The organism is Chryseobacterium sp. HNCC26DJ240, assembly GCF_057180485.1.
This window is the reverse complement of sequence record NZ_JBXUGK010000001.1, coordinates 63,820-85,689: the sequence shown is the minus strand read 5'-3', so window position 1 is coordinate 85,689 and position 21,870 is coordinate 63,820. Positions and strand designations below refer to the sequence as shown.

Below are 21,870 nucleotides of genomic sequence, written 5' to 3'. Positions count from 1 at the left end.
GTTTTTACCCTCTGATATTTGCTTTTAATTCTGATTCTAAAGTCTGTAGATCCTGATCCAGTTTTCTTCTGCTTTCCGTTCCCTGTTTCTGAATCTGTTTTACCTCATTCAAAGTGCTGATCAGTTTTGCAGTAGTCTCCTTCAATGTTTCAGCAGAGACAATAGTTTGTTCGTTAGCTCTTGCCACATTGATTGAGTTTTGACCCAAACGTTCCGCATTTTTTCTCAAAATTTCCTCTGTTGTAGACGAAACTTTCTGCTGAACTTCAATATTCTGCTGCTGTCTGTGCATTGCAACTGCAAGTGAAAGCTGATTTTTCCAGACCGGTAAAGTCGTAGTCAAAATCGTCTGTGCTTTTTCAGCAATCGAAACATTGTTATTTTGCACCAGTCTGATTTGCGGAAGCGACTGCATCATAATCAAACGAACGACTTTTAAATCAGCCAATCTTCGGTCTAATCTGTTGATAAAATCTCTCTTATCAGCAATTTGATAATCAGCAAAATTCTGAACATTATTTTCCATATCTGCTAATTCTCCGGTTGCTTTTTCCATTCTCAGATTCCCTGCAATCACCAGTTCTTCAATGGCTTTGATTGAATTGACATTACTGTCGAAAATGGTCTGCAAAACTGCATTATCTTTCGTAGAAGTGATGATTCCTGCATTTACTTTATGAGAAATCTGATCGATATTTCCTGTAATCTTATCGTATTTCGCAAAAAGATTATCCATTTGGTTCATTACCTTTTTCATGAAAGGAAGTCTGCTCAGGAAGCCTTTCACACCACCGTTATTAATTTCGTCTACGTCAACATAGTTCAATTCAATCAATAAATTATTGATTAATTCTCCTACTTCACCGGAATTTGATCTTCTGACATTTCCGAGAAAACTGTCACTCTGATTCGCTAAAGTTTTCTGTAATTCTGAACCAAAATTCACGATAGAGCCAGGGTTGGTTTCATCGATGGAATTCGCCATCAGTTCATATTTCTTACGGTCAGCTTCCTGAATCTGATTTAAATTTACGTTCCCATCCCTGTCCACCAATACTGCCGGAGCCGAACTTTGCGTTGGCTGTGCAGGCTGAAGTGGTGTCGGATCAAATGTTTTTAATGGTTCAATTGACCCTAGCGGATCTATATTTTGATTATCCATAACTGATTATTGATACATTGATACAAATTTATCCAGGCCATCTCTCTGACCGCTTCCTACCGCTTCAAATTTCCATTCTCCGTTTCTGTTGTAGATTCTTCCGAATTCTACTGCAGTTTCGATTGAGAAATCTTCGTCTAATTCATACTTCAAAATCTCTTCGTTGGTATCTGTGTTGAAAATTCTGATGAAAGAATTTCTCACTTGTCCAAAGTTTTGTCTTCTCGCATCGGCATCATGAATCGTCACAACTACGGTAATTTCTTTTACAGCATCGTCAATTTTAGTTAAATCTATCTTGATTTGCTCATCATCACCGTCGCCATCTCCCGTAAGGTTATCACCTGAGTGAATTACTGCTTTATCCGGAGATTCAAGGTTGTTGTAAAAAATAAAATGACTGTCTGAAACCAGTTTTTTGCTGTCATTCAATAAAAATAAAGAAGCATCCAAATCGAAAGCTCCACCGGTTGAAGTATTGTTGGTATCCCATCCTAAACCAATCGTGAATTTAGGTGCGTTGATGTTTTCTCTTTGTCCTTTCTGTAAGTTAATAGCCATAATTAAGTTCTGTTTGCGTTAAAGTGTTTATATTATTTTCGTATTCTTTTATTAAATGATAATTGTTGCTGATGGCCAACTCCAAAAGATGATCCATCTGCTCTTTTTTAATTTTAGACGTAAGATAATCAAAATTACTTGAATCTAATCCTAAAATATATTTTACAATTCTGGTGTTGAACTGAAAACTTGGTTTTACCATGACCTCCGCGATATCCTGAATGTTTTTTACGGTGTAATAGTTAAAGAAATTTTCAATCTTCGGATCTATTTCAAAATTAGTCAGTTCTGCGTAATACATAAACAGAAAATCTGCTTCTACAGCGTATTCATTTAAAATTTTATTCACTGTAAACTCATGACTTCCTGTGATTTTTATATCATCGATGAAAATACAGAGCTTCCCTTTCAGAAAATCTTTATCAAGATAGTAAGTATCATTGCCAATCAAATTCTTACGGTCTTCGAAGCTGAGATTTCCGTAATCGGTTGTATAAGTATGATTTCTGTTGATTTTTGAAATTATGCTTGAACGCTTTCCTTTTTGGAAAAGATAAAAATCGAGCTGTTTCTTAAAATAAAAACACAAAAAATTAGAAGCCGTAGGAATTGCCATAAATGGACTCGGCAATACGACAATCTCTTTGTCTGTATCTAAAATCTCCTTATGATTTACCAAAAAACCATCGAAAAGCTCTCTTGCAAATTTCTCCGCATAAGATTTATCTCCGTATTTGAAATAACTGTATTCTGCAGGCGAAAAAGTAAATTCTGTGGCGGAATCTATTTTGTGTAAACTATAACGTCTGTTCATATTTGTATTTGTGGTTTGATTAAATGGGCGTTGAATCCGAAATCTTTTGCACCTTTATAGTCAGCAATAGGATTGTCGCCAACGTGCAGAATTTGGTTCATTTGTAAATCTTTATTTTCAATTAAATTTTTCACTTCCTGAAAAACCAGAGGATTGGGTTTTGAAATCTTCAACTCGTCAGAATAAATATGGAAATCTATGTACTGATCAAGGTTTTCATTCATCAAAAATTTTCTCATGGTTCTACCTTTGATGAAACCTGTGTTGCTCAGAATATTAATCGTCTTGCCCTGATTTTTAATTTCATCAAAAAACTGATGCAAATTTTCAAAAATTACAACAGGCTTATATTCCAGAAACAAGGCTTCACTTTTCAAATAAAACTCATTCAATTTCTCTTTACTAATCGATTTTAAATCGACATTTAAAGCACCTAAAATCAAAAGATAAATTTCAAAAGTATCCACATTTCCGCCAATCACTTCATTGATGGTATTGCATAAATCGTCGTAATATTTTACAACTTTCGCAACGTCTTCAATCGGTTTTTCAACTCCAAAAAATGAAGAGAAAAGCTCAACTCTTTTTGCTTTGAATTCGGGATGAGATTTTATTAAAGTAAGCCACAGATCAAAAGAAAAATGAGCGTGGTTTTGGATGTCGATATCTGTTTTCAAAATGTTTGAAATAAAATTATTTTTAGCTTTTATTGAAAAAGATTTTTAGTTATAAAAATTCTTTTATCATTATTTTGTGTCTTATTTTAAACTCAAAGATAAAATTTTTCTTTCAATCTGAATTTATTTTAAGATTATTTAAGATTTGGCTCATCTTAAAATCTGATTTGAAAAATTAATTTGAAAAAATTTTGTGGTTTAAATATTTTTTATAATTTCACAACCGATTAACAATCAACAATGTCAACAAAAATGATAAATATTATAACTTTAAGCAATCCTATCAGAGCTGTGTACTTTGGTAGCACTGAATATTTATCTGAATAAAGATCGACCTTATAAAAATATAACGAAGGCCTGTCTGTTCAGATAGGCCTTTTTTGCTACCCAATTTCCAGCTTTTGAAATTCAAGTTGGTTGTCTGAAATTTTTTAACGCAGAGAAATTTTCTTTTTTAAATTTAATTTAAGAATGATAAAACCTTGTGTTTAAAATTAAAATACAGCCTTAAAATCAACAATTTAAATTTAACAAAATGAAATACAACACAAGAAATATAGGGATTATAGCACACGTCGACGCCGGAAAAACTACGCTCACGGAAAGACTGCTTTATTACACGGGAATGATCCACAAAATCGGAAACGTAGACGATGGAAATACCACGATGGACAAAGACATTCAGGAGAAAAACCGAGGAATTACGATTTCATCTGCGGCGATTTCCACACAATGGAAAAAAGATGATAATGTATTTAATATCAACATAATCGATACGCCAGGACACATAGATTTTGCAGTGGAAGTTGAACGTTCTTTAAGAGTTTTGGACAGCGTTGTTGCCGTTTTCTGCGCTTCTTCGGGAGTGCAGCCACAAACAGAAAACGCTTGGTTTCAGGCAGAAAAACATGGAATTTCCAAAATCTGTTTCATCAATAAAATGGACAGAATCGGGGCTGATTTCTTTGCTGTTTTAAATGAAATTAAAATCAAACTCAATGCAGTTCCACTGGCTTTGCAAATTCCGATGGGCGCTGAAGATGATTTTGAAGGCGTTATTGATTTGATCAGACAAAAAGCTTTGTATTGGATTGATGAAAACGGAGAAACGATTGCCGAAAAGGAAATTCCCGAGAATTACAAAGCAGAAGCAAACGAATTCAGACTAAAATTAATGGAAACGTTAGCCGAATTTGATGAAAATTTCTTTGAACAATTCATGAATTCTGAAGCGAAAATTTCCGAGAAAATTATTTTTGAAGCGATACAGAGAGCCTGTCAGTCAAGAAGTTTGGTTCCCGTTTTATGCGGTTCTGCTTTTAAAAATAAAGGCGTTCAACCTTTGCTTGATGCAATTGTAAGTTATTTCCCTGCTCCGAATCAATTGGCTTCGGTAAAAGCAAAAGATGCGAAAACGGAAGGAACGATTGAACTTGAAAGAACCGAAGAAGAAACTTTTTCAGGATTGGTTTTCAAAGTTGTGATCGAAAAACACATGGGTAAATTGGCGATGTTGAGAATTTATTCAGGAAACATAAAATCCGGAGACACGGTTTTGAATGTAAGAACGGGTGAAAATTTCAGAATTTCAAGAATTTTACAGATGCAGTCGGACAAAACCATAACGATTGAAGAAGGAAAAGCAGGCGACATCGTTGCATTAACAGGAATAAAAGATGCGAAAACAGGAGATTCTTTATCTTCCATTGAAAGGCCTGTCTTGCTTGAATCCATCACAATTCCGGCGCCGGTTATTCGTGTTTCGATTGAGCCGAAAACGAATGCGGATGAGAAATCTTTTGGATTGGTTTTAGCAAAAATTCAGGAAGAAGATCCGTCGTTGGTGGTTGAAAGAGACAGACAAACGGGCGAAACTCTGTTGAGCGGTTTGGGAGAATTACATCTTGAAGTAACTTTAGAAAAAATCAGGTTAAATCATGGTATTGAAATCAATCAGGGAAAACCTAAAGTTTCGTATCGCGAGATTTTAACCGAAACCAAAAGACATCGGGAAAAACTTTCAAAACAAAACGGCGGAAGCGGACAATTCGCCGACATCACTTTTGAAATCGGACCTCGTAAGAATGATGAAACCGGTCTGGAATTTATCAACCAAATAAAAGGCGGTGTAATTCCTAACGAGTTTATTCCTTCGATTGAAAAAGGCTTCAGAGAAGCCATGGAAAACGGAGCTTTAAGCGGAAATCCTCTGGAAAGTATGAAAATTACACTTCTGGATGGCTCTACTCACAGCAATGATTCCCATGCTTTGGACTTTGAACTTGCCGCGAGAGACGGCTTCAGAGAAGTTGCGAAAGCCTGTAAGCCAAAACTTTTAGAACCGATTATGCAGATTGAGATTCAAAGTATCGAAGAATACACAGGAGCCGTGACTGCTGACATCAACAGACGAAGAGGAATCATCACTTCGATTGATGAAAAATCAGGAAGAAAAATTTTCGCAGCAGAAGTTCCTTTGGCTTCTACTTTTGGATATATTTCTGATCTGAGAACGTTGACAAGCGGTAGAGCTTCAATCAGCATGAAATTATCACACTATGCTTTGGTGCCTGATTTCATTGGAAATACATTATTAACCTAAAAAATAAGGGCTGTAAATTTATTTTGCAGTCCTTGTTTGGTTAAAATAACTTTGATAACACCAACACGAAACAAGAAATTAACCTAAATTCATAAAACGCAACATATTTAAAATTTTAACACACCAATAAACAAAATTAACACCCATAATCAAATAAATATTCATAAAATACCCCTTTTAAATGATATTAATATAAATTTTATAAGTATATTTGAGAAACCATTAAAAATTAATACTTATGAAAAGAATCTTTCTACTCTCTTCAGTTCTGTTTTCTTTATTCGCAAAAGCACAAACTCCGGCGTATGTTCCTACCAACGGATTGGTTGCTTGGTGGGGTTTCAGCGGTAGTGCAATCGATTCCAGCGGCAACTCTAACGACCTTACCGTAAACGGAGCAACCCTTACAACAGACAGAGACGGCAATGCTAATGCTGCTTATCTGTTTAACGGAACCAATGCCCACCTTACCAAATCATCTCTTTCTTACAATTTCGCTCAGGGTGGATCTTACTCTATCTCATTCTGGATGAAGAAAACAGGAAACTCCGAAGGTGTTGCCATGATGAGCGGTTCTAATACCGGAGGAAGTTTTATCTGGCTACTGCAATGTGATAACGTAAAAACTATTTTCGGAACTAACAAGCAGGGAGAATCGTGGACGTGGGCAAACGGACCCAACTACTCTACAACAGCTTGGGAACATTTTACAGCTGTTTACAACGCACAAACCATGCAACTTTACAAAAACGGAGCATTGGTAGCGACCTCAACCAATACCTACACTAATTCTACCTCCGCAGCAATGCCTTTCTATATCGGAAGAGCAATTGGTGGCGGTAATATTGCAGCTTCTATAGATGATGTAGGTATTTGGAACCGAGTGTTGACTGCAGCAGAAATAGCTCAAATCTACAGCAGCAATTTATCTGTTTCTGAAGCAAAAAACACGAAATCAAATGTAGGAATTGCACCAAATCCTGTAAGCGATGTTTTATATGTTAACCTACCTTTGAAAGGTAAAAATTCATATAAAATTATTGATCTCAACGGCAGAACTTTAATGACTGGAGAATTAAATGATTCTAAAAACATCAACGTTTCTTCTCTTACAAAAGGCACTTATTTTCTTGATATAGAAGGGGTATCCAGCTTAAAATTTATTAAAAAATAAAAAAACAACCGTCTTAGTCAAAAAAAACTGAGGCGGTTTTAATCTTTTATCTTTCTTATTTTTCAGGCATCACTTTATACGTTGGATCTTCCTGAATATTTACCTCGATTACGGCTTCTGCATTTTTCAGCATTTTGATACAGTCTTCGCTCAGATGCTTTAAAAGCAATTTTTTATTTTGTTGAGCATATCTTTTTGATAATTTATCTAAAGCATCAATTGCGCTCATATCAACAATTCGGCTTTCTTTGAAATCGACAACAACCTGTTCGGGATCGTTTTCAGGATCAAATTTATCTGTGAAAGCTGTAACAGAACCGAAGAATAACGGCCCCAAAATTTCATAATATTTGATACCATTTTCATCAAGATACTTTCTTGCACGAATTCTTTTTGCATTGTCCCAAGCAAAAACCAAAGCAGCAATCACCACACCAACCAAAACAGCTAATGCTAAATTATGAAGTAGAATCGTAATTAAAGCAACCGTCATTCCGACAAAAATATCAGATTTCGGCATTTTGTTAACAATCCGGATGGAAACCCACTGAAATGTTGAAACCGCAACCATCATCATCACGCCAACCAGCGCTGCCATCGGAATTTTTTCTATAAAAGGAGCACCTACCAAAATTATGATAAGGATGGTAATCGATGCAAAAATTCCCGACAATCTTGCTCTGGAACCTGCATTCAGGTTTACCAAAGTTTGGGCAACCATCGCACAACCGCCCATTCCACCGAAAAAACCGTTGGTAATATTAGCCAAACCCTGCGCAACAGATTCTTTGTTGGCACTGCCTTTAGAGTTGGTAATTTCATCGACCATTGACAGCGTCAGAAGCGATTCAATCAAACCAACGCCTGCCATAATCATGGCGTAAGGGAAAATAATCTGCAGGGTTTCAAGGGAGAAAGGAATTTCAGGAATATGAAAAACAGGAAGATTTCCGCTGATATTTGCGATATCTGCGACCGTTTTGGTATTGATATCAAATCCTAAAACAACCGCAAAAACCACAATTATTGCAACCAAAGACGCGGGAACCGTTTTTGTGATTTTAGGAAAGAAGTAAACAATCGCAATCGTCAAAGCCGTTAAGCCTGCCATAATGTATAAAGATGAGCCTTGCAGCCAGTTTACAGTTCCGTTCGCATCGGTAAATTTAAACTGTTCAACCTGTGCCATAAAAATAATGACCGCCAAACCATTCAGAAAACCGTACATCACAGGTTGCGGAATGAGTCTTACAAATTTCCCAAGCTTGAAAACTCCTACCATCAACTGAAAAATACCCGCCAGAACTACAGTCGCAAAAAGATATTCCACACCGTGAGATTTGATGAGTGCTATTAACACAACTATTGTAGCTCCTGCTCCACCGGAAACCATTCCGGGGCGACCGCCTAAAACAGCTGTTACCAGTCCCATCATAAATGCGGCGTAAAGACCGATCAGCGGAGAAAGTCCTGCCAGAATTGCAAACGAAAGAGACTCGGGAATCATCGTCATCGCGACTGTGAAGCCGGCAAGAATCTCGTTTTTATAGTTTATTTTTTTCGAGAAGTCGAAAAGTTGGAGCGTGTTTCTCATGAAATGAATCAGACTTGTAAAAGGATATCAATAATTAAGTAATTTTTTAATCATTTCCGGCAAAGATAGTTACTTGCAAATGAATATTAATCATTTTTAAAATCTCTTTATTTCACGAAAAAGACCACAGAAATCTGCGGTCTTCATTTTCTATTTTCTTTAAATTTAATCTCTTTTCAAAACATCTTTTATTCCATCCAAACCTTCGCTGAACTGCGCCAGCAAAGCAACAATCTGCGTCATTCGGTCATTTTCCCCCAAACCTTTGATCATTTTATTTTTGACGAAGGTTTTTTTGATGTCTTCCCAACGCAATTTTTCATCTTCAGAAATCAGATTCATCAGCTCTTTCAGTTTCAGAATATTCGATTCTGCTCCGGTTGTCAACGTCTGAGATTCGTTTTGGTAATGATTTAAAACAATCTGCGTTACTTCTTCTTCTTTTAAAATAGGCTGAATCTGCGAAATCAACTTATTCATATTCCGGTAAGAACCCTGCAGTTTGAAAGCCGGTTCGTTTCTGTAGTCGTCAGCCATTGCAGCGGAAGCAATGTATTGTCTGTTAACTTTTAAAACAATATCACGCACTTTCAACGAATTTTCCAACACCTTTCTGAAATCTGAAATTTCATTGGAGCTAAAGTTTCCGGCCAGATCCACATTCGGAGAATTGGTTTGAATACTTTTGTATAAACTGTAAAGATTCTCCATTCCCTGATTGGTTAATCTTGTAAGATAATCGTTAGACATTAAGGCATTTTCAATTAAACTTAAATCAAACAATTCTGTTTTGCTTCCTGAAATTTCACCTAAATTATACGTATCAGAACGGTTCGCCAACATATCCGGAATTTTGAATTTCTCACCACTTTCCGTGTACGGATTTCCAGCCATAACGAGGCAGAAACGTTTTGATCTTAAATCATAGGTTTTACTTTCTCCGTTATAAATTCCCTCGATTTTTCTTTGTCCGTCGGCTAAAGAGATAAATTTCTGTAAAAACTCAGGATTACAATGCTGAATATCGTCAAGATACAGCATCACATTATCTCCCATTTCCAAAGCTAAATTCAGTTTCTCCAGTTCCTGTTTTGCTCCTGCATTTTTAGCTTCATTCGGATCGGTGGAAACAATATCGTAACCGATTGACGGACCGTTGATTTTCATGAAAACCAATCCCATCCGGTCTGCCATGTATTCCATCAAAGTTGTTTTTCCGTAACCCGGCGGTGAAACGAGAAGCAGCATTCCCATTCTGTCGGTGCGTTTGTCGTTTCCGACAGTTCCTAACTGTTTGGTTAAATTTGCTCCTATCAACGGGAAATAGACATCGCTGATCAATTTATTTCTTACAAATGAGCTCAAAACCTGAGATTTGAACGTATCGATTTTCAGACTTTTCTTTTTATCATTGACCCATTTTGCTTTCAACTCCTGCAATTGCTTGTATTTTAGGACAACCACTTCATTGAAATGAGTCAAACGGGAACTGAATTCATAATAATTTAAATGATAATCCAAGTCTTTTTCTAATGATTTCAACCCTTTTAAATCCGCTTCATACGTGACATGCAGAATATTTTCAGGATTGAACTGTTGGGTCACAAAAAACACGGCGGTTTCTTTTTTAATATCATCTTCAAAAGTCAGTTCTGAGTTTATTAAGAACGCATTCAAAGCACTTTCAGCAATGGAGAAGCAGGCTGAAGGATAGGTTTTCAAAGCATTCAGCTGATCGATAAATTCAAGATCTTTTCCTTTTTCTTTTATATTTTTTAAAAATGATTCGTACAGCAAAGCCGCTTTTTCAGAAACCACAAACGCTGATTTATTTTCTCTTTTTAAATAAACAGCAGCATTGAAATCATTGACCTCAACAAAAAGATGATGGGTTTGGGCAAACGATTTTATTTCATTTGAAAGTTCCTCATTGAGATATTGAAAACCCTTGTCCGTGACGAAAGATTTTGAAATTAAATTGGCTGCTTCAAACTGTTTCTGATAATATTCTTTTCTTTCATTATTCAAAAAATACCAGAACAGTTGAGCCAGTCCCCTTTCAGAAGGCGTAAACTGCATCAATCCCAATTCATCGTGCATCTGCTGAAGTTTTGAAACAATCGTAAGCGCGTCTTCATCGTGAATTCCTTTTACCAAACCTTCGCCAAAATGTTCCGTCATAAACTGCTGGATCGCATTTCTGTTCTGCTCTTCAGTATTAATATTTTTATTTTTTGAGAAAATATTCCAGGCTAAATATTCAAAACGTTTTACATTTGAATTTTCTGAAATATATTCCTGATTCCAGACGTCTTTGTACTCAGAAATTGCTTCAAAATTCAAAGGTTCGTAAAATCCGGTTCCTGTTAAATGGTAATAATATTGGGCATTTCTAAGAACTAAGGTAAGATCTAATTTCTGACGGTTGACCGCAAATTTATAATCACCCAAAGCAATTACATTGTCGCCGTCTGCGTAAATTTCTTTTTTATCCTTAAGTTTTCGGACTGCTTCCTGCTGCGAAGTTTTCAGTAAAGTCTGAATTTCCTCCGCCTTGGCTGAATCTTCCATTTCCATCAGCTGTCGGGAAATATCACGGACTTTTTCAACCATTAAATCGGTCGCAAAGTAGCCGTTGATCTCATTTTCAGCATCGAAAGATTCGGTTTTTGTTTTTACAGACTGTAAAATCCTTTTTGCGGAATCATACAAATTCTGCGTTCTTTTGTTGCGCGATTCCGTAAGTTGAACTCTTTTGTTTTGAAAATGACCGTAAGCCTCTTCTCTTTTTTCGCCAATCTTTTGAATAAACTCATCAAAATCAATGAATTTCGTTTCCATTTCTTCCAACTGAATGGAAAGTTTGGTCAGATATTCATCACACTTTTCCGGAGTCTGAGAAAGCTCAAGAAAATTAATCACCGACTGATCAAACAACGTCATCTGAGCCTGAAAATCAGCAGATAATTCCTTACCCGAAATCTCTCTTTTTCTTTTTGAAAGTTCCAATCGCTCCTGATTTAATCTTGCAAAAATCACCGAAATATTTTCAATAATCTGAGTGGACTGCGAAGTATCTTCAATTTTTAAATTATTAACGATATCCACCAAAAGCTCGAGCTGTGAAGACAAATTGGTAATTTCTTCTTCAATCATTTTAGCATCAATCGCCTTCTGCAAATTGATAATATTTTCAGAAATGGACTGCGCTCTGGTTTCGTAAGGCGACAGAGAATTTTCCTGAAGCAGGAAATTCACACAAGCATTTGAAAGTTCTTCTGATCTCGCAGCCAGAGACTGATCTAATGCATCGAGAATTTTCGTATCCACATATTTCAGATCTCTCGCTCCTGTAATTTCACCGCGCAACGCTCTGATTTGCGAAAGCATATCGATATATTCTGTCAGTTCAGAATAGTGAATCCGTTTCGTATCATCCAGAATTTTTTCGCAGGAAATTTTAATTTTTTCAACTACTTCAGCGGTATTTTTTTTCTGCTCGACCACTTTTTCAAACTCATTAATCGCCGAATGGGCAATACTTCTGATTTCCTTTAAAGGCTGATCCAGATTTTCGACCTCATCGTCACCGAGAAAATAGTACGCGTCTAAAATCGTCGTGGAAAGTTTGACAATATCATCATACAATCCGCTGTAAGAATCTTCTTTGTTCAGCAAAGTGATCAGCTCCTGACTTTCTGCCATCACACGAACGATATCCTTGTTCCCGATTTTGTAAATCAGCGTGTCTGATTTTTCGGTATTCGGTAACAATTCTTTTGCGTACGGCGTCTGCCAGATCTGAGCTAAATGATGTTTGGTGGTTTCAACACTTTCTCTCAGATAAATAAGTTTCCCTTCATTTAAAATTGAATATCCGCTACAACGAATCGGTGTTTCGATGGTTTGTGTGATGATATTGTAGGAAATCAGCTGATAATTATTGGTTTTATCATCGTAAAAAACGTACATGAAATTTTCACCGTTCGGCTCCTGAATCGTTTTAAGATAATGAAGCCGGTTGACATCCTGAGAAATCACCTTTAAACCTCCCGTCTGCAAAGCGTAGCCGTTCGAGAACAAAACACCCTGATTTTCCGGAAGCAAAACTGCCGAATGCTTCAAGGTATCAACTCGCGAAACAATCTTTTCTTTGTGATTGTAAATGAAATAGCGTTCCGTTTCCTGATAAGGTTTAATTTTAAATAAAACCAGATTATCAAGGTCGCAGAAGTGAATTTCAGCATCATCGAGATTCTGATCTTTATGAATGACATCTTCAGAATAAATTCCTTTTCCGGTGTCGGTATTGTCTTCGATTTTTATGGTTAAATCTCCACCAATCGATTCCACAAAAACTTTATCCGCTAACGAAACATGCGGAAATTTCCCGCTTCGCTGCATATCTCGGGTCGCTTTCGTCCATGCAAAACCGTGCTGTGGCGGATATGTTACATCCGAAGCGCTTCTGGAATCGACATAGGCAAGCTCACCATCTTTAATCAACCATTTAAAGGCTTTGATATCTGACGGACTTTCAGACAACTGAAAAACCATGTACAAATAGTTTTCTGTAAAATGAAAGCGTGCAAAGAATGTATTTCTGTAATATTTATAGAGATTTTTAAATTCTTCAACGAAGATTTCATCATTGATTAAAGACGAATCACGGGGTTCAAAACGGTCGTTATTAATCGTGTAAATCGAGAATACATCCGTAATATTGATTTCGCTCTGTAAACCTAAATGCGCATTTGATCCGAAAATCAACGTGTTTTTCAGTGAAAAAATATCTTTGGCGACGCAGTTGTGCTCCGTAGAAATTCTTTCGTTGGCGATGAGTGAAAAATCTACACCCCCGAAAATCTCTTTACGGTTTTCGTTCAGCTTCTGAAGCCTTTGAATGAGGTCGTTTTTCTGCTCATTCAGACGATTCTGAATTATTTCGTATGTCCCTGAATTTAATTTTTCTGACATAGGTTTTAATGTTTGGTGATGGATGATGGGTGTTTGATGCCAACATCGTTCTGTTATTTTTTTTAACCATTAAGGCTTATTAAGTAATTAAGAATCATTAAGTTTAGCTTCGCTTTAAGTTTCACGCTTATAAAAAATCTATTGATTTTCTTAACTAAGCTTAACCCCTTAATAATTCTTAATGGTAAAGTTTTTAAAATTTATATTGAGAAAAAAAACTCTCAAAGCATCATTGAAAATCACACAATGAGAGTTTTACAATATAATTTAGTTGTTGATTAGCTCGTTATTTTTTTGATAGGATTGCATCCTATCCTTTGTTAAATCGTCCCTTTGGGATTTTTTCGGTAAATCAAAATAACGTTCACAATTTTATCTGATTGGTTTTTGTTCGATACCTAGATTTTTCGCCATGTCCATTGCTCTTGCGAGAAGACCTTTTTCCTGTTGGTCGGCAACGCCATTGAGTTTGAAAATCAGGCTTGCGATGCTCATGTTTTTGATGTCTTCGGAAGAAATATTGTATTTATCAACCATTCCCATTACTTTTCCGATGATATTTTCGCCGTCTCCCAAAAGATTTTCTTTGACCAAAGTTGCGTTTTCGCTGTGGCTGATGAATTTATCCAAACCTTTTCCTGCAGAAACCTGACGAACCACATTGTCAAAGAAAGTATTATCTCCACCAACGATATCAATTTTTGCAGACTTGAACGCTTCCGCTAAAACTCCAGCCTGAGCCTGTGCAATGTCTTTCTGAATTGAAATGTGAGCCAATTCCACTTCTTTTTCTTTCGCTAAAGTCAGTCTGAATTCTTCGTGATCTTTTCCGGCATCGTTCAGTTTTTTCATTGCTTCTGCTTTTTCGGTAATTCCGGCTGCTTCTGCGAAAGCTTTTTCCTTAATCACTTCCGCCTGAGCAATACCTTCTTTTCTTTCCGCTTCTGCTTTTTTCTCAATAACAATTGACTCGACAATCCCCTGTCTTTCAGCAGCATCGGCTTTTGCGTGAAGAACCTGAGCTTCAGATAATCCTACGGTTGCTTCTTCTTTTGCTTTTGCATCAGCGATAATTTTGCGGGCTTCCGCTTCTTTTTCGGCTCCGTCACGTTTTGCCTGCGCTTCGATGACGTATTTCTGAGCGTCTTTTTCCGCAGCTAATCTTCTTGATTCTGCAGCTCTGGTTTCCTGAATTAATTTTTTTTCCGCTTCCTGAGTTGCTAAAGTAATTTCAACCTGCTTTGTTCTGTCTGCCGTTTTGAACGCTTCCAAATCTTTAATTCCCTGCTGCTCTTCAACCACCGTTTTCTCCATTGTCAAACGCTCACGGATGGCATCCTGAATATTTTTCTTCTCCAGTTCGATGGCCTTTTCTTTTTCAATTTGAGCCAAAGAAACAATTCTTTCTCTTTCGGTTGCTTCCAACATTTGATCCTTCTGCACTCTTTCAGTTTCCACCAAATCGGCACGTTCTTTATTTTTAGCAGCGATAACAACTTGTCTTTGTTTGTTTTCTTCTGCAATCTGAAGCTTTTCTTCGGTTGCAATACGAACGGTCTCATATTTCAATCGTTCTTCTTCATCCACTTTTAGAATTTCCGCATTTTCTCTGGCTTTAATATTGGCAACTTCTCTTTTTTGAGATTCTTCTTTTTCAGCTAATTGTTTTTCCAGTTCTAAAATCGCTTCACGGGCTTCTACATTTTGTTTGGTGATGGTTTTTTCTTCATCTCTACGAACCTGATTGGCTTTAATATTTTGCGTAGCCGTTAATTCGGTAATTTTTTTGATCCCTTCAGAATCTAAGATATTGTCTTTATCTAAATTTTCAATTTTTGTCTGTTCCAGATAATCGATCGCACAGTCATCTAAAACATAACCGTTTAAATCTGTTCCGATAATGTGAAGGATTTCCTGACGGAATTCGCTTCTAGCTTCGTAGAGTTCAATAAATTCAAACTTTTTACCAACCGTTTTCAAAGCTTCAGAAAATTTAGCCTCAAATAATTCTCTCAACGTATTGATATCAGATGCCCGTTGGCAACCAATCGTCTGACCCACATTCACAATGTCATCCGCCGATTTATTGACTCTGATAAAGAAAGCCACCTGAATATCAGCTCTCATATTGTCCTTACAGATCAGTCCTGCACGGCCTTCTCTGGCGATTTCCAGTTTTTTCACAGAAATGTCCATCGATTCCATTCTGTGGATGACCGGAATCACGATTCCAGCGTTGAAGAAAACCTTGGTTCCTCCATAACCTGTTCTTAAAATTACGATTCCCTGAACCGTCTTTTTATACATCGATAAAATCCAGAAAATCAATCCGAGAGACGCCACCACGGTGACTACAATCCCAACAATCAAAGGTGTATTCATATTTTTATAGTTTATTTGTTTAAATGTGTTTAATTTTTTAAACGCAAAAGGCGCAAAGATTTTGTTTACATATAGTTCTGCATATTTTCGTTCGCAAAGGCGTTTGACTCAGCAAAGACACCTAACAATACAAATGATTAATACTAATTACAGAAGTAATTCTAAAATATAGCTGAACATCAGCATAAAAAAGGTGACCATAATTTCATTTAAAATTTAATTTCCTCAGCGACGTAATAAATTCTTTTCTCACGGTCTTCGTCTACGATGTAAACCGTTGTTCCGTGTTTTATTTCTTCACCGTCTTTGCTTCTTACCATCAGAATCATTGGGTCTTTGTTTACAAAAACTTCAAGCATTCCGGTCTTGTCACCATGTATGGTTGATTTCAGCCTTCCCTGCCGACCCAGAAAATCATGTGATATCTCGCCTTTATGGTTGATTTCTCTGAAGAATGGATTTAAAGGTTTTAAAATTATTTTCGTTAATAAAATACTGACTAAAAATATTGGAATGACCAGTAAAGCAGAAACCCAGATTTCAAAAGAGAAAAACGATTCGAGATAAAATGATCCCAACCACGTCAACAAAAGTGAGAGTGTGAGAAAGTAGGTAATCGGTACAATATCTAAATTCAGGAATTTCAGAAACTGAAGCCACCCCGAAGCATCATCCGGAACATGAACGTGACCATCAGGACTGTCGACATCGGCATCAAAATCCGCATCCAGTCCGATATCAATATCCAAACCCGTGATAATGGTGAAAAGCCAGTAAATGACCGACAAAATAAGCAATACACTTAAAACCGTATTAACCGGCGAGAAAGCTATCTGTAAAAAATCCTGATCAATCATAATTCATTCTTAATAGATTATTCATTTTACAATAAATCTCTAAATACTCTTAAATATTTAAAACATTTCAACCCTAAAACTTCATTTATTAACTCAATTTAGATCGGTTGTTCACAAATATAATAAAATTATTTCAAAATGCAAATATTATTAGCAAATTAATTAAAATTAATCTTACATTTGCAAAAAAGATTAGAACCCATGAGTTATTTCGGAGCTAATATTAAAACAATAAGACACGCAAAAGGATTAAGCCAACAGGCGTTCGCAGATTTATTTGAATTAAACCGAGGCGTAATCGGAGCATACGAGGAAGGACGTTCAGAGCCTAAAATCGCTACATTATTAACTGTAGTTCACTATTTTAATCTCGATCTGGACAAATTCCTTACTGTTCCGCTGACGATTGATGATTTAAATAAACCAGAAAATTTTGAGAAGCATCAGCTTTCTTTCAATTCAGATTTGCCTTATCAGGAAAATACTATTGACAATAATGAAAAATATAATTCACTGCAAAAAGCATTGGCAAATATCGATTTAATCTATGGATTCGAAGATGATAAATTGCTTTTATCTAATTATAAAGTTGGTGATTTTCTGTTTCTAATGAAGTCAAATATTGAGGAAGAAAATCCTGAAATGCTTCTTTTTATAGACAACGGAAATCTGCAGTATCTTTCAGCGATTGACAAAGAACTATTTTCTGAAAAAGAAGTTTATAGAATCGCAGGATATCTTTCTTCTGACCAAAAAAATATCCTCTCCAGCATTTTGGAAAGGATTGAGATTTTGGAGAGAAAGGGAAAATAAAGAAGTTTAAAATCATTTTTTTCTCTAATTCTTATTGCGGTTTTTAAGATTTCTGACTAAAAAGATAACTGCAAATAAAAACGTGCAGAGATAGAGAATGCTCAGTCCGATTTTGTCTACGGTCATGGTTTTAAAATCGATCTGCTTCCACAAAGCACTTCCTACGATGATTGCGATAATGACAAAGAAAAATATTCCTCCTTTTTTGTTTTCCATGGTTTTGTTTTTTATTTTGTAAAAATTAAAGCCGAAAGCTCATTTTCATCAATGACAAAACTAAAAATAAATTTCACTTCAATAAGATAAATTTTACAAAAACCTAAAATAAAAAAATCCCTTCCGGATATCGGAAAGGATTGAAACTATAAAAGGTAAAAGCGAGAAAAGAAAAGCGGGGCAGCGTCTTGCCGGAGTCGAACCGGATAATCTTGCAGTAATTATCTGCTTCATTATTCCTCCCCTTCAAATGTTGACGAAGTATCTTTTCTCTACGACACTTTTATTTTTATAAACAAGGCAACAGTCAAAAAGCGTATCGTGCTCTATCCATCTGAGCTACTCTCCCAAAGAAATTGTATTTTATTTGTGGAAGAGACGGGATTCGAACCCGCGACCCCGTCGTGATATCGAAGTAACGCTATTCTACGGCACTTGTTTTTTATTTTTAAAAAGAGGTAAAATTTGAAAAAACTACATTTAACAGGACTTTACAGACCCGCGTTTTGGAGTTGAACCAAGATCGTTAGATTTACCGAAGTAAGTTTTCTCTACGACACTCTTTATTTTAAAATCAAGGTAAAAAGTATAGAATCTTTCAGTGCTTTGCTCTACCAACTGAGCTACTTTTCGCTAAGAAAAGACAGGGCTTGAACCTGTGCCCCAAAGTTTGGATATCGAAGTATGATTCTAAAACGACACTTGATTAGTTTTTTTAAAACCGAGCAATTGATAAAAAGAGTTTTTTGTTCAATGAAAGTCGAAGGAACTCTTTTTTACGGCGTCGGATATTTTTAAAGTAAGGTAAAAAAATCAAACAGAGACTTACTGACAGAGTGTTACCGTTACACCATCCTGCTTAACGAGAACAGGAATTGAACCTGTATTGCTGTCCCCAAACGAAGAAATTCTGTTTTACGACACTTACTTTTTATTTTAAATTTTAATTATTATTGTTTTTTGTTGTTGCAAAATTATTACGTTAGTGTGCGTTGTTTTTACGCAGTTGAAATTATTTTAAATTAAAAACCAAGTAACAGGTTATAAGAGTTTTGAATGTTGTTCAAATTTTAAGTTTGACGATGGAACTCTTATTTTACGACATTGGTTAGTTAAAACCGAGCGATTTAGCGAAAAGACTCTATGTCAATTGGAAGTCGAAGGATTTCTTTTCTTACGGCATCGGTTTTTTTTATTTAATGATTGTCATCCTGAAAGGATCTAAAATGCAATTTTAAGTTGTTGAGATGCTTTCAGCATGACAAACTAAGTGTTTTTTATCAAATATCTCTTCGAATTGCTAACTAGCCCCGATTGCAGCGGCATCCTTTTTTGTTATTGCGATTGTAAAATAGTTCAACTATTTACTCCACTTTGTTCGCAATAACAAAAAAGATACAGCGGAAAGCGGGAAATAGCTCCTAAAAAATTCGTTCTTTCTATCAATTATCACTGATAATTCATCAATTATAATATAAAGCAGTGCCTTTTACAGCACTACTTTTTTTATCATTTCCACTGCAGATTTTCGGTCTTCCAAAGCATTCAGTACATCGAAAATTTTGTCGGACCAGCCTGCAATAAGATAGACATCATTTTTTCTGACATCCAATGGTGGTTTTCCGTAACCTGCCAAATCAAAAATATACAATTTTGCGTTTGGATTGATTTTTTTGTATCGGCTCCACGAGTTTTCGAAAGCGTTGGTAAATCCACCGGTATCCCACATTTGAGTATCGGTAAACAGCATAATTTTGTCGGCAATTTGCCGCTTGTTGATCAAATCTTCAAGCACGAGATGACCGTTTGTGGCATAGCCCACTTCGCCTTCTCTTTTGTAGAACGCATCTACGTTTCTCAGAATACCGTTTTTCGGCATCGGAACTCTTTTCCAACGGTCACCAAACATACCTGTGATCACGTTTTTGCACTGCGACTGCAACATCATCGACAACAACAGACCGATATCGTACAGCAACACTTTAGATTTCGGAGAAACAGGCTGTTGCATCGAGCCGGAAACGTCTGCCGCAATCACGACCGAAGTTTCGAAGCCAAAACCTCTGATGTTTTTTGCGCTCACCATCACCGCATCTTCCAGTGCTTCCAGAATTGATGAGATGTATTTTGAATCGATGTTTTTCAATTCTCTGTACGCCGACAAAAATCTGAATGGCAGTTGTTTTGAGTTTCTTACCGCTTTTTCATCTGACAAACAGCTGCACACTTTGTACATCGCATCTGAAGAAACGTTGGCTTCCAGGATATTTCTAAGGTTTCTCAAAGTCGCCATATAACCAAGTTTATTGCTAAAAATCAGTTCTTCCCATTTGTTTTTGAAGGCTAATTTTCTTTCTCCATCATCGGCAAATTTCGTCTGACCCAAAACAGAAAGCTCAACTTCCCAAGTGTAAGGAGTTTCCAACGAATCGTTGACGATCTTATTGAAAATTGCCTGCTGATTTTCATCTTTTGCTTTTGGATGAACCAAGAACAGGGCATCTTTCAAAGTAACTTCTGCTTTTCTGTTGTATTTTGCGAACTGGTATTCATCAAATTTGTTAAAAGATTTTACCAAACCTTTTTGGATCTGCTTTGAAAGTCTGTTCAGTTTTTTAACATCAGTTCTTTCGTTTGCCAATTGGTAATACGCCAGCAATTCTGTGATTTCATCAGCTCTTTGGATTACGCCATCAACTGTTTTGCTAACCAGGTCTGTACCTGAAGTCTGCTTCGCCAATTCTGTCGTTAAAACCAATGGAATTGAACGCAAATACATATCTTTTCTCGCATAAACCGCCAATTTTGCAACGAAATCCGGGTCGTTTTTCTGAATCAGAGATTGAATTCTCGCCAATCTGTCATTTCCTTTTTCATAGGTTGCGTTGGATAATCCTGTTGTAACAACAGCACTGTATAGTTCTTCTGCAGGTGTCATGGTATAAGCTTTCGCACCTTCGTAGTTGGTTACTACGTTATTTGATTTTCTTAAAAAATTAAATTTCATGGTTACTGTTTTTATAGTTAAACATTTTGGACGATTATCGCTTCCTCTCTAATTTCTGATGCAAAGTAAGGATGGTATTGCGCATTGTTTTTGCGTAGTGAAAATTTTTGTGAAAAAATTTTATTTTTTTGTTGGAAAATCGCAAAGACGCAAAGTTTTATTTTGTTATAAACTGCTTTTAAGGCGCAAGTATTTTATCTTCGATAAAATTGATTGTGTTGTAGTTGTGAGGAATAACACAATGATTTTTAAATAAATATTCACAAAGTTTGTCATTCCGGAGAAATCTAAGTGTGGTAGGGATAAATTAGATTCCACGCTCCACTTCGTTTCGCTCTGAATGACAAACGACCGTTGAATTTTTTCGCTTTTGAATTAATTAAAACAACTATCAACCAAAATAAAATCTATCTATCATTCATTTCATTTAAAGGAATTGCTAATTTGGAGTTTTTGGAAATCTCTTTTCTAGCTTTGTGTACATTAAAATGTAAGCTATGATAAAAGGATTATATGAAACTCATGTTCAGGTAAGCAATTTGGAAAATGCAATAGAATTTTATACAAAAGTTCTGGGATTGGAATTCGCTCATCAAGATGAAACTCGTCCGATTGCCTTTTTATGGATTGGAAAAAATAAAGAAGCCATGTTGGGTTTGTGGGAACAAAAGGAAAATCTACAAACAAGACATTTTGCTTTTACTGCCGATAAAGAAGATATTTTAAATTACTCTGTTGAGTTTTTAAATAATAAAAATTTAAAGCCTTATAACTTCCTAAAAGACGAAAGTATTGAGCCTATGGTTTTCGCCTGGATGCCGGCTTTGGCAATTTATTTTAATGACCCTGATGGAAATCAATTAGAATTTATCTCTATTTTGGAAGGTGAAGGGAAACCTGAATTGGGTGTGCTTTCTTATGAGGATTGGTTGAAAAAAAATAAAAGTCAGATTTAAATCTGACTTTCTGTTGCATATCATTTGATTAATTAATCGGATTATCATCCGATTCTATAGTAAATCGTCCCTTCGGGA

At 36.1% G+C, this 21,870-nt stretch carries 14 protein-coding genes; 4 read left to right on the top strand and 10 right to left on the bottom strand.

From position 1 onward, the window contains the following. Window positions 1–4 precede the first annotated feature (4 nt). Genes AC2A1G_RS00405 through AC2A1G_RS00390 form a run of 4 tightly spaced genes read right to left on the bottom strand, consistent with a single transcriptional unit; the run spans window position 5 to window position 3,214 of the window. The gene (locus tag AC2A1G_RS00405; RefSeq protein WP_484044988.1) at window positions 5–1,162 is read right to left on the bottom strand and encodes a toxic anion resistance protein; all 1,158 of its coding nucleotides are present in this window, start codon (window positions 1,160–1,162) and stop codon (window positions 5–7) included. Window positions 1,163–1,168: 6 nt separating this feature from the next. Beyond that, a complete protein-coding gene (locus AC2A1G_RS00400; RefSeq protein ID WP_484044987.1) occupies window positions 1,169–1,723 on the bottom strand; it encodes a TerD family protein in 555 nt (184 codons plus the stop codon). Further along, window positions 1,713–2,537: a phosphoribosyltransferase family protein gene (locus AC2A1G_RS00395; protein WP_484044986.1), complete on the bottom strand. Its 825-nt coding sequence runs from the start codon at window positions 2,535–2,537 to the stop codon at window positions 1,713–1,715. Before AC2A1G_RS00395 ends, AC2A1G_RS00400 begins: the two co-directional genes overlap by 11 nt. Then, window positions 2,534–3,214, bottom strand: a complete 681-nt coding sequence (locus AC2A1G_RS00390) for an HAD family hydrolase (RefSeq protein ID WP_484044985.1) — start codon at window positions 3,212–3,214, stop codon at window positions 2,534–2,536. The genes AC2A1G_RS00395 and AC2A1G_RS00390 overlap by 4 nt, the downstream gene beginning before the upstream one ends. A 535-nt stretch (window positions 3,215–3,749) precedes the next feature. Between AC2A1G_RS00390 and fusA the strand changes: the two genes are divergently transcribed. Continuing rightward, on the top strand, window positions 3,750–5,816 hold the full coding sequence (fusA, locus tag AC2A1G_RS00385) for an elongation factor G (RefSeq protein ID WP_484044984.1): 2,067 nt from the start codon (window positions 3,750–3,752) through the stop codon (window positions 5,814–5,816). Window positions 5,817–6,054: 238 nt separating this feature from the next. Then, complete coding sequence (locus tag AC2A1G_RS00380; RefSeq protein ID WP_484044983.1) at window positions 6,055–6,990, top strand: LamG-like jellyroll fold domain-containing protein; 936 nt, start codon at window positions 6,055–6,057, stop codon at window positions 6,988–6,990. A gap of 55 nt (window positions 6,991–7,045) precedes the next feature. On the opposite strand, the gene AC2A1G_RS00375 is transcribed toward AC2A1G_RS00380, so the two are convergent. From AC2A1G_RS00375 to AC2A1G_RS00360, 4 genes are all read right to left on the bottom strand, one after another. Then, the gene (locus tag AC2A1G_RS00375; protein WP_484044982.1) at window positions 7,046–8,584 is read right to left on the bottom strand and encodes a SulP family inorganic anion transporter; all 1,539 of its coding nucleotides are present in this window, start codon (window positions 8,582–8,584) and stop codon (window positions 7,046–7,048) included. A 165-nt stretch (window positions 8,585–8,749) separates the two neighbouring features. Further along, entirely contained in the window at window positions 8,750–13,561 is a 4,812-nt protein-coding gene (locus tag AC2A1G_RS00370) for a DNA repair ATPase (RefSeq protein WP_484044981.1), read from the bottom strand. A 372-nt stretch (window positions 13,562–13,933) separates the two neighbouring features. After that, the gene (locus AC2A1G_RS00365) at window positions 13,934–15,943 is read right to left on the bottom strand and encodes a flotillin family protein (RefSeq protein ID WP_484044980.1); all 2,010 of its coding nucleotides are present in this window, start codon (window positions 15,941–15,943) and stop codon (window positions 13,934–13,936) included. 209 nt (window positions 15,944–16,152) lie between these two features. Then, the gene (locus AC2A1G_RS00360) at window positions 16,153–16,800 is read right to left on the bottom strand and encodes a hypothetical protein (RefSeq protein WP_484044979.1); all 648 of its coding nucleotides are present in this window, start codon (window positions 16,798–16,800) and stop codon (window positions 16,153–16,155) included. 201 nt (window positions 16,801–17,001) lie between these two features. On the opposite strand from AC2A1G_RS00360, the gene AC2A1G_RS00355 reads away from it, so the two are divergent. Next, window positions 17,002–17,613, top strand: a complete 612-nt coding sequence (locus tag AC2A1G_RS00355) for a helix-turn-helix domain-containing protein (RefSeq protein ID WP_484044978.1) — start codon at window positions 17,002–17,004, stop codon at window positions 17,611–17,613. Window positions 17,614–17,637: 24 nt separating this feature from the next. Here the strand turns inward: AC2A1G_RS00355 and AC2A1G_RS00350 are convergent, their stop codons facing one another. Together AC2A1G_RS00350 and AC2A1G_RS00345 are read right to left on the bottom strand one after the other, a co-directional pair. Continuing rightward, the gene (locus AC2A1G_RS00350) at window positions 17,638–17,829 is read right to left on the bottom strand and encodes a hypothetical protein (protein WP_484044977.1); all 192 of its coding nucleotides are present in this window, start codon (window positions 17,827–17,829) and stop codon (window positions 17,638–17,640) included. 1,489 nt (window positions 17,830–19,318) lie between these two features. After that, window positions 19,319–20,836 carry a TROVE domain-containing protein gene (locus tag AC2A1G_RS00345; protein ID WP_484044976.1) on the bottom strand — a complete coding sequence of 506 codons (1,518 nt, stop codon included), beginning with the start codon at window positions 20,834–20,836 and terminating at the stop codon, window positions 19,319–19,321. Window positions 20,837–21,333: 497 nt separating this feature from the next. Here AC2A1G_RS00345 and AC2A1G_RS00340 point away from each other — a divergent pair, with 497 nt between their 5' ends. Continuing rightward, window positions 21,334–21,792, top strand: a complete 459-nt coding sequence (locus tag AC2A1G_RS00340; RefSeq protein WP_484044975.1) for a VOC family protein — start codon at window positions 21,334–21,336, stop codon at window positions 21,790–21,792. Window positions 21,793–21,870: the final 78 nt, after the last annotated feature.